The 11,051-nt window shown below is 34.0% G+C and carries 8 protein-coding genes; all 8 read left to right on the top strand.

The genetic code is table 11. The annotated features are described in order from the left end of the window. On the top strand, positions 1–455 hold a 455-nt coding region (locus tag ACTG3Y_RS12530; protein WP_439153264.1), incomplete at its 5' end, for a TetR/AcrR family transcriptional regulator. 6 nt (positions 456–461) lie between these two features. Continuing rightward, positions 462–1,802 carry a TolC family protein gene (locus ACTG3Y_RS12525; protein ID WP_439153263.1) on the top strand — a complete coding sequence of 447 codons (1,341 nt, stop codon included), beginning with the start codon at positions 462–464 and terminating at the stop codon, positions 1,800–1,802. Positions 1,803–1,832: 30 nt separating this feature from the next. Beyond that, positions 1,833–3,017, top strand: coding sequence for an efflux RND transporter periplasmic adaptor subunit (locus ACTG3Y_RS12520; protein ID WP_439153262.1), 1,185 nt, complete (start codon positions 1,833–1,835; stop codon positions 3,015–3,017). Positions 3,018–3,032: 15 nt separating this feature from the next. Beyond that, the gene (locus ACTG3Y_RS12515; RefSeq protein WP_439153261.1) at positions 3,033–6,581 is read left to right on the top strand and encodes an efflux RND transporter permease subunit; all 3,549 of its coding nucleotides are present in this window, start codon (positions 3,033–3,035) and stop codon (positions 6,579–6,581) included. 86 nt (positions 6,582–6,667) lie between these two features. Then, a complete protein-coding gene (aspS, locus tag ACTG3Y_RS12510; protein ID WP_439153260.1) occupies positions 6,668–8,422 on the top strand; it encodes an aspartate--tRNA ligase in 1,755 nt (584 codons plus the stop codon). Between the two features lie 46 nt (positions 8,423–8,468). Next, positions 8,469–10,250 carry a chloride channel protein gene (locus ACTG3Y_RS12505; RefSeq protein ID WP_439153259.1) on the top strand — a complete coding sequence of 594 codons (1,782 nt, stop codon included), beginning with the start codon at positions 8,469–8,471 and terminating at the stop codon, positions 10,248–10,250. A gap of 100 nt (positions 10,251–10,350) precedes the next feature. Then, positions 10,351–10,596: a hypothetical protein gene (locus tag ACTG3Y_RS12500; RefSeq protein ID WP_439153258.1), complete on the top strand. Its 246-nt coding sequence runs from the start codon at positions 10,351–10,353 to the stop codon at positions 10,594–10,596. Between the two features lie 178 nt (positions 10,597–10,774). After that, a complete protein-coding gene (locus tag ACTG3Y_RS12495; protein ID WP_008269621.1) occupies positions 10,775–10,966 on the top strand; it encodes a cold-shock protein in 192 nt (63 codons plus the stop codon). Positions 10,967–11,051 lie beyond the last annotated feature (85 nt).

Here is an 11,051-nt window from a genome sequence, read left to right as displayed (position 1 = left end):
TAACCTTTCATTTATTTGATACGATTTGCGAAGGAATTGATTGTATTTGTGAGACCGCACCTAATCCTATTGAAGAATTATACTCTATAAAGATGTATGTAATGCATCATCTTAAGGACGAAAATTCCTCTCCGCAGTATCAACTCAAAAAATACTATCCGCAAATTTACCATGAATTGAAAATTAAGCAATTTGAAAAAATGCACAGCTCAGTTGAAGATAGCTTAAAACATGGAGTGGAAACTGGTGTTTTTAGAGATACTATAGATGTTGACTTTATTTCCAGAATGTATTTTACAGGTATGACAGGTATTAAGGATAATATGTTCTTCCCTCCTGAAAATTATCAAATGGAATACTTAATGGAAAGCTATCTCGAATATCACCTTAGAGCCATTGTTACCGAAAAAGGCTTCGAAATATTAAATCAATTTATAAGAACGCACCAATCATAATATCTCATGAAACAATATATAACAGTCATATTATTGCTTTGTTTAAGTTTTGGTTTTTCCCAAGAAGCAACCATGAGTCTTAGTTTAGAAGAAGCGATTGATTTCGCTTTAGAAAATAACAGACAGGCAAAAAATGCAGAGCGCGATATCGAGGCTGCTAAAAATCAAAAATGGGAAACCACGGCAACCGGCTTACCGCAAATTAATGCTAGTATAGATTATCAAAACTTTTTAAAACAACAAGTTTCGGTTGTGCCAGCAGAATTCTTTGGTGGTGAACCTGGCGAATTTGCCGAAGTTATTTTTGGAACCAAACAAAATGTTAATGCCACAGCAACATTAAGTCAATTAATTTTTGATGGCTCTTATCTTGTTGGCCTTCAATCCGCAAAAGTATTTTTAGAAATTTCAAAAAATGCTAAAGAAAAAACCGATTTAGAGGTTAGAAAAAGTGTCATCAATGCATACGGCAATGTTTTGCTGGCTGAAGAAAGTGAAGCACTATTTAAAAAGAACAAAGATGTACTTCAAAAAAACCTTAATGAAACGCGTAAGATTTATGAAAATGGCTTAGCTGAAGAAGAAAGCGTAGAACAATTAGAAATCACCTTATCTGGTATAGAAAGTGCATTAAAAAATGCTACCAGATTGAAAGGTATTGCGTACCAAATGTTCAATATTGCTATTGGCACAGACTTAACGTCTAAGATTATATTTAAGGATACATTAGAAAGTCTGGCAGAAGCTAATATTACCTTAGAACTATTACAAAATGAAATCAATGTAGATAATACCATAGATTATAAGATTGCTGAAAATGATAAAGTTTCTAAAGAACTCTTACTAAAATTAGAAAAAAGTAAAGCATTACCATCATTAAGTGGTTTTATTAACGGAGGTTATCTTGCTTTCAGCAATGACTTTTCGTTTTTTCAGAGCGATCAAAACTGGTCAGGATTTTCTTTAGTTGGTCTTAATTTAAACATTCCTATTTTTAGTTCACTCGGCAGAACAGCATCAACCCAAAGAGCACAGGTTAATTTAGAAAAAGCAGAAGAAGACTTAAACTATGTGGAACAACAGCTTAAGCTTCAAATTGAAACCGCTAAGAGTAACTATCAGTATGCTATAGAAGAATACAACAACAAAAAGGAAAACCTTAAACTGGCTGAACGTATCGAAAATAAAAACCAAATCAAATTCTTTGAAGGTATATCGAGCAGCTTTGATTTACGCCAGGCACAAACCCAGCTATACACTGCACAACAGAATTATCTGCAAGCTAAGTTAGACGTTATAACAAAAAAAGCTGAATTAGAAACATTACTTAACACACCAAATAATTAGATAACCAACCCATTGACAGAATTATAAATTATGAAAACGAAATATATTAGTCTTATAATCATAGCACTTGCCATATTTGCCTGTGGAGAAGATAAAACTATTGATACGTCAAATACAACAGTAGAACGTATTTTAGAGTCACAAAATCTAGATTCTATTAAAGCCAAAAAGCAAGAATTAAATATTAAACAGCAAGAACTAAATGCTCAAATTGCTCTGCTAAATGAAAGAATCACGGCGTTGGATGACAACAGTAAATTACCTTTAATTACAAGTATCACAACAAAAGAAGAAGAGTTTAATCACTATATAGAGCTTCAAGGAAATGTAACCACTAAGAATGTGGTCACTATAAGCTCTGAATTTAGTGGACTTTTATCACAAGTCTATGTAAAAGATGGTGATTACGTGAGAAAAGGGCAACTTTTAGCCAAAATAGACGATGGTGGACTATCTCAGCAAATAGCACAAATGAAAATTCAGAGAGACTTAGCTAAAACCACATTCGATCGTCAGAAACGTCTTTGGGATCAAAACATCGGTAGTGAAATTCAATATTTAGAAGCTAAAACCAACTATGAATCTCAAAGTGAAGCTGTCAATCAAATGACACAGCAATTAGCAAAGACCAAAGTTACAGCACCATTTGCTGGTTCTATAGATAATATAATTACAGAGCAAGGAAACCTTGTCGCTCCAGGAGTACCATTAATGTTACTAGTTAACCTAGACAATATGTACATAGAAGCAGACGTGCCAGAGCGCTATATTGCAGATGTTACTAAAGGCAAAGTTGTTGAGGTTGAATTCCCTGTATTAGGCAAAAAAATAAACTCAACGATTAGACAATCGAGTAACTATATCAATCCATCTAACAGAACCTACACCATAGAAGTGCCAGTAAATGCTAAGGATGATAACATAAAGCCTAATCTTACTGCTAAATTGAACATCAATGACTACACAAGTTCTTCAGCGGTGCTTATACCTCAAAATATAATTTCTGAAGATGCCGAAGGTGAGCAATATGTTTTCATTTTAAATGACATTAAAAATAATATCGGAACCGCAAAACGTGTAAATATCACAACTGGTAAAACCCAAAACGATATTATTGAAGTGTTATCTGGTTTAGAAGCCAATATGCAAATTATTAAAGAAGGAGCCAGAAGTGTAAAGGATGGGCAACGTGTAAGAATAGATAGCGCTCAATAGAAAAAATCTAAACCTATGACCAAAAAGAAAAAAAATATAGATAAAGAGTTTAAGTTATCGTCTTGGGCAATTACCAATAAGACGACCATGTACGTTTTAATGATGCTCATTCTCGTCCTTGGTATTACGGCTTATTTTAATATGCCAAGAGAAGATTTTCCAGAGATAAAAGAAACAAAAATCTACGTCAGCTCTGCTTATCCAGGTAATATTGCAGAAGATATTGAAAAATTGATTACAGACCCCTTAGAAGATAAGTTAAAAACAGTTTCTAATGTCGTTGAAATTACCTCAACGTCTCAAGAAGATTATTCTATCATCGTGGTAGAGTTTGATGATGATATGGAGGTTGAAGTTGCCAAGCAATTGGTTAAAGATGAGATAGACACAGAAAAAGCCAGTGAAGATTGGCCTACATTTAATGGAGCCAAAGTAGATCCTAATGTGTTTGATCTTAGTATGTCTGAAGAAATTCCGATTCTGAACATTAATATTTCTGGTGACTATCCTATACAAAAGCTTAAAGAGTTTGCCGAATATCTAGAAGACGATATTGAAGATTTACTTGAAATAAAGCAAGCCGATATCAGAGGTGCCCAAGAAAAAGAAGTCGAGGTTGCAGTAGATGTTTATAAAATGTCAGCGATGCAAGTAAGTTTTGATGACATTATCAATGCTATAAATAGAGGAAATGTAACGACATCTGCCGGAAATTTAATAGCCAGTGGACAACGAAGAACCATTAGAATTTTAGGTGAAATAGAAGAGCCTGACGATCTATATAATTTCGTTGTAAAATCGGAAAATAATCAGCCTATTTATCTAAGAGATCTTGCCAAAGTTACCTTTAAAGAAAAAGACAAAACGACCTATGCCAGAAAAGATGGCAAAAAGGTAGTAATGTTGGATGTTAAAAAACGTGCTGGTAAGAATATGGTTGCTGCTGCAGATCAGATTAAAGTAATAGTGAATGACGCTATAGAAAACGTTTTTCCTAAAAATTTAGAAGTCACTATTACTAATGATTTATCAGATAAAACTATAGGTCAAGTGGACGATTTAGTTAATAATATCATATTTGGCATTATACTGGTAGTCACCGTTTTAATGTTCTTTTTAGGCTTTAAAAACGCATTATTTGTTGGTTTTGCAATACCAATGTCCATGTTTATGTCACTTATGATTTTAGGTGCTATAGGTTACACGTTAAACACCATGATACTATTTGGTCTCATTATGGGTCTTGGTATGTTGGTAGACAATGGCATTGTCGTTGTTGAAAATGTTTATCGCTTAATGGATGAAGAAGGCCTTTCTAGAATTGAAGCAGCCAAAAAAGGAATTGGAGAGATTGCATTTCCTATTATTATATCTACAGTTACAACGGTTGCAGCATTTGTTCCGCTTGGTTTATGGCCAGGTTTGTTTGGTCAGTTTATGATATATTTCCCAATTACACTTTCTGTAGTATTAGGATCATCCCTTTTTGTAGCTATATTTTTTAATTCAGTATTAGTCTCTCAATTTATGACCATTGAGGATAAAGAAATGCCTTTAAAAAAAATTATTATTATTTCAGCAATCGTTGGTGGTTTAGGGCTTTTAATATTATTTATTGGTGGACCTTATAGAGGTTTAGGAGGAGTCATGGTGTTTACCGCTTTTTTACTTTGGATCTATCGATTATTTCTCAGAGGCGCTGCTAATTATTTTCAGAAAAACACCTTAGTATGGTTAGAGGGAGCATATGAAAAAACGCTAAAATCAGCACTAAGAGGTTGGATGCCCTATACTATTTCTATTGGAACAGTAATTTTATTATTTGTGGCGTTCGGAGGATTCGGAGCATCAGTTGCAAGTCAACGCACACAGATTGAATTTTTCCCGGATAATAAACCGAATCAAATTATAGTATACATAGAATATCCTGAAGGAACTGACATTGAAAAAACCAATCAGATTACAAAAGAGATTGAACAACGTGTCTATGGTATTTTAAATGAAGATACGTACATGGATGATGGTTACAACTATATGGTTGAAGCTGCTGTTTCTCAAGTTGGAGAAGGAGCAGGAAATCCTCAAACCGATGGTGGTTCTCAGGCAGAAATGCCACATCGTGGTAAAATTACTGCGACTATGCGTCAGTATAAATACAGACGTGGTCAAGACAGTGAAGAACTAAGACAAAAAGTACAGGAAGCACTTACGGGTATTTATCCTGGTGTACTTATTTCAGTAGAAAAGGATGCTAATGGTCCACCAGCAGGTTCACCAATAAATATAGAATTAGAAGGTGATGATTATGATGAGTTAATTGCAACTGCAGAGTCTATGAGACGCTTTGTAAATGACAGAAATATTCCCGGAATTGATGAATTAAAAATTGATGTGAATAAAGACAAACCTTCTATGAAGGTTGAAGTAGATCGACAAAAAGCTGGTGAACTTGGCGTTAGTGTTGGGCAAGTAGGTATGCAACTTAGAAATGCCTTATTTGGAAGTAAAGCTGGTATTTATAAGGAAGATGGTGAAGACTACGATATTTATGTAAGATTCAATGAAGATTTAAGATATAATAAAAGCGCGCTCTTTAATCAAAACATCACTTTTAGAGATATGGCATCTGGCCAAGTAAAAGCTATTCCTGTAGCCGCACTTGCAGAGCAAAGTAATAGTTCAGGATTTAGCGCAATTAAGCATAGAGACACAAAACGTGTAGTTACAGTATACTCAGCTCTTGCACCAGGCTTTGTTGATGCAGCTGCAGTTGTGCAACAAGTAAAAGAAGAGATGGTAGACTTTAATAGTCAATTACCTCAATCTGTAAAGATTGACTATACAGGACAGATTGAAGAACAAAATAAACAACAGTCTTTCTTAATGGGAGCATTTCTTAAAGGCTTAGGGTTGATTTTCTTTATTCTAATCTTTCAATTTAATTCTGTGTCTAAGCCTGCAATTATAATGATTGCAATATTCTTAAGTCTCATAGGCGTCTTCGGAGGAATAGTTATTACTGGATCGTCATTTGTAATTATGATGACTATGATGGGTATAATCTCATTGGCAGGTATTGTGGTAAACAATGGTGTGGTTCTTCTCGATTATGCACAACTTCTAATAGACAGAAGAAAAGATAAACTTGATTTAGACGAAGGTCAATATCTACCAACAAAAGATTTGTTTGAATGCGTTGTAAAAGCTGGTAAAGCACGTTTAAGACCTGTTTTATTAACTGCTATTACAACTATCTTAGGATTAATACCCTTAGCGATAGGACTGAATATAAACTTCTTTACATTCTTCAGTGAATTAGATGCTAATATTTATTTCGGTGGTGACAATGTTATATTTTGGGGACCTTTAGCATGGACAGTAATTTATGGCCTATTTGTAGCAACTTTCTTAACTCTAATAGTTGTACCAATTTTATTCTTCTTATCTACTAAACTTAAAATGTGGTTAAAGAAAAAGTTTAGTTCTGACTATTCAGAACCAAAAGTACCTTCCAATGTGATTTTGGAAGAGGATTCTTTAGTACTTAATACTAAAGTTGATTAATAGCCGAAAGCCTCAATAATTGTTGAGGCTTTTGTTATATTAGTTGATAAACTTCATTAAATTTGCCATCTGTTAATACGAATACAATGTATAGAAATCATACATGTGGTGAATTAAGAGCCACGCATGCTAATACTGAAGTAACCCTTTCTGGTTGGGTACAAGGCATAAGAGATAAAGGTTTTATGATATATCTCGATTTACGAGATCGATATGGTATAACGCAACTTTATTTTGATGAAGAACGTACAGCCAAAGCTATTATGGAAAAGGCTCAGAAATTAGGTCGTGAATTTGTGATTCAAGTAAAAGGAACGGTAATAGAACGTGCTTCTAAAAACCCTAATATACCAACAGGAGATATTGAAGTTTTAGTTTCTGAATTAAATGTCTTAAACACGTCATTGGTTCCACCTTTTACAATCGAAGATAAAACCGATGGTGGAGATGATTTACGTATGAAATATCGCTACTTAGATATTCGTCGTAATCCTGTGAAAGAAAGTCTGATTTTTAGACATAAAGTAGCACAAGCCGTTAGAAACTATTTATCTAATGACGGTTTTATTGAGATTGAAACACCGTATTTAATTAAATCCACACCAGAAGGTGCCAGGGACTTTGTAGTGCCTTCTCGTATGAACGAAGGACAATTTTATGCTCTGCCTCAATCACCACAAACTTTTAAGCAATTGCTTATGGTAGGTGGAATGGATAAATACTTTCAGATTGTAAAGTGTTTTAGAGATGAAGATTTACGCGCAGATAGACAGCCAGAATTTACACAAATAGATTGTGAAATGGCGTTTGTAGAACAAGAAGATATATTAAATACATTCGAAGGTTTAACACGTCACTTACTCAAAGAAATTAATGGTGTTGAGGTTGAGAAATTCCCGCGACTACTTTATGATGATGCCATGCGGTTATATGGTAATGATAAACCAGATATTAGATTTGGGATGGAGTTTGGTGAATTAAATGAGGTTGCTAAGCATAAAGATTTTAACGTGTTTGACTCAGCAGATTTAGTAGTTGGTATCGCTGTACCTGGTGGAAACAGTTATACACGTAAAGAAATAGACAAACTTATTGATTGGGTAAAACGACCACAGGTCGGAGCCCTAGGCATGGTTTATTGTCGCTGTAATGATGATGGTACTTATAAATCATCAGTAGATAAATTTTATGACCAAGACGATTTGGCAAAATGGGCAGAAGTCACTGGAGCTAAAGCTGGAGATTTAATCTGTGTGCTTTCTGGTGAAACTAATAAGGTAAGAGCACAATTAAGTGCATTACGCATGGAATTAGCGGAACGTTTAAGATTACGAAAACCAGACGAATTTGCTCCGCTTTGGGTTATGGACTTTCCTTTATTAGAGTGGGACGAGGATACGGAGCGCTACCATGCGATGCATCATCCATTTACGTCACCAAAACCTGGACAATTAGAATTATTAGATACAAAACCTGGTGAGGTAAAAGCTAATGCTTACGATTTAGTTTTAAATGGAAACGAAATTGGAGGAGGTTCAATTCGTATACATGATAAACCAACCCAAGCTATTATGCTAAAGCATTTAGGCTTTACAGATGAAGAAGCCAGAGCACAGTTTGGATTTTTAATGGATGCTTTTGAATATGGTGCACCTCCTCACGGAGGCATCGCTTTTGGATTAGATAGATTAGTTTCAATATTAGGTGGACAAGAAACGATTAGAGATTTTATTGCTTTTCCAAAAAACAATTCAGGACGAGATGTGATGATAGATGCACCTGCACCAATCGACGAAGAGCAACTCGCAGAATTAAATTTAAAATTGAGTTTAAAATCATAAAAAAATTAAATCCTGCTTCTTGCAGGATTTTTTTAGCTTTTAGATAATGCCAACACCTTTAAACTTTTTTAAACGCTTGCTTATTTGGCGATATAAACATATCTCCGAAAAGAACTTTGTGTTTTTATTAAGTTTGGTTATCGGATTGCTTGCTGGATTGGTATCTGTCTTCATTAAAAACATAACCTTTGGCATAGAAGCTGTTTTCGAGAAAGGAATAATTCTTTCTCAAAATAGTATCTATTTTATACTGCCAATAATTGGTCTTTTCTTAGTCTACCTTTTTGTAAAGTATGTGTCAAAGAAACCAAGTGGTCATGCCATACCTTCTATATTATATTCATTATCTAAACGCGATGGTATTATCGACAAAAAAAATATCTACCTACCGTTAATCACAGCACCACTTACAGTTGGTTTTGGTGGTTCGGTTGGGCTACTTGGACCAGCTATAGCTTCAGCCTCAGCGATTAGTTCTAACTTAGGTCGCTTATTACATATTGATAGAAAAACACGAAGTTTATTAATTGGTTGTGCTTCTGCTGGTGCTATCGCTTCTATTTTTAAATCTCCGATTGCAGCAATCATATTCGCCATTGAAGTGTTTAGTTTAGATCTTACATTTGCTTCATTATTACCATTACTTATAGCATCTATTTCATCAGTAATTACATCTTATTTTTTCCTTGGAGATAGTGTGCTCTTTAACTTCACGGTTTCAGAAAAATTTGTAATTAAGGACACCATGTTCTATATCATTCTTGGCATAGGAACAGGTATAGCTTCTATTTATTTTTCTAAAATGTACTTTGGGATTACATCGCTTTTTAATCGCTTAAAATCAGCAAAACATAAGCTTATTATTGGTGGTTTAGCTATTGGTATAATGCTATTTTTTATTCCTCCACTCTATGGTGAAGGCTTTGGATTTATTAATGACCTCATGCTAGGCAATGATATTAAGGCTTTAGGAAACACTCCGTTTGATGATCAATTAGATAATATTTGGATTGTGATTGGATTGTTGTTTGGTATCACCATATTTAAAGCTATAGCAATGACGACAACTTTTGCAGCAGGAGGAACTGGTGGTATTATAATACCTACTCTAGTCATTGGTAGTGCCTTAGGTAATGTAGTTGGTAAGGTGATTAACAATTGTGGCTTAGGGTTTTCAGTTTCTGAATCCAATTTTACACTTATTGGGATGGCCGGACTTATTGCAGGTGTTTTGCATGCACCATTAACAGCAATATTTTTAATTGCAGAGATTACAGGAGGTTACGAATTATTTGTTCCTTTAATGATTACAGCGTCAATGTCATTTATAATAAATAAAAATGGATTAGACCATACCATCTACACCAAGGAATTACTCGAAAAAGGAGCATTATTAACCCAAGATAAGGATAAAAGTGTGTTAACGTTAATGAAGTTAGATTCAGTAATAGAACAAGATTTTATACAATTACATCCAGAAATGACCTTAGGTGAAATGCTTAAACATGGTGTATCTAAATCTAATAGAAATTTATTTCCAGTTACTAATTCTGATGATAGCTTCGTTGGTATTATTATGCTTGATAATATTAGAACTGTTATGTTTGATCAATCACTGTATCAATCAACTACTGTAGATACTTTTATGCAAAAACCACCAGAATATATCAATTATGAAGATGATTCTATGGAAAACGTGATGAAGAAATTTCAAACTTCTGGAGCATGGAATTTGCCAGTTATAAAAGATAACAAGTATTTTGGCTTTGTTTCAAAATCTAAACTTTTAACAGCGTATCGTCGTGAATTGATTAATTTTACATCTTGAAAATTTAATGAACTGTCAAATTGAAGGTAGTCGAAATGCTCTTTTATAGCAATAGCTTCTCGACGATGCTCAAAATGACAGATTCTAATACTTAAACTCTGTGAAACCTATACACCTCATAACACTTATTGCCTTTTTAGCTTCCATTACAAGTATTGTATGTGGCTTAATTTTAGATGTTGAGTATGCTCCAAAGCTTGTAGGTTTTGGTGTAGCAGGTCTTTTTTTAATAGTATTTCCTTTATTTTCTTATTACAGATGGAAAGGAAAAGATGTGAAAGATTACATGCTCACCAAAGAAAATTTGGACAAAATGAGGGAAAATCAAAAGAATAACAAAACTTAGTAGCTCATTCACTTGCTCAAACTAAAATCAATAAAAGCACGGGTGACATGGCTTTTGGCCTTTTTTTAGTAAATTATTTCAACTTATTCATTCTCAATATTTTAAAATAAAACAATTTATTAACATTCGGCATTAGTTTAAATACTACCTTTGCACTTTAATTTTTATTTATATTATAATGACTGGAACAGTTAAATTTTTCAATGATTCAAAAGGATTTGGATTCATTACAAACGAAGAAACAGGAAAAGACATCTTCGTACACGTATCAAACCTTAATGGCGTAGAATTACGCGAAGGGGACAACGTAGAGTACACAGAAGAAGAAGGAAGAAAAGGAATGGTAGCTGCCAACGTGCAGGTACTATAAGTATATATCTTACAAGTTTCAACGCTCAACTTATAGTTGAGCGTTTTTTTTGCCTTAATTTAAATTTCTCTTTTGTATAAAGAAA

The organism is Winogradskyella sp. (genome assembly GCF_965656915.1).
Lineage (GTDB): Bacteria > Bacteroidota > Bacteroidia > Flavobacteriales > Flavobacteriaceae > Winogradskyella.
The sequence above is the reverse complement of the archived record's forward strand: the minus strand, read 5'-3'. Positions and strand labels throughout refer to the sequence as shown.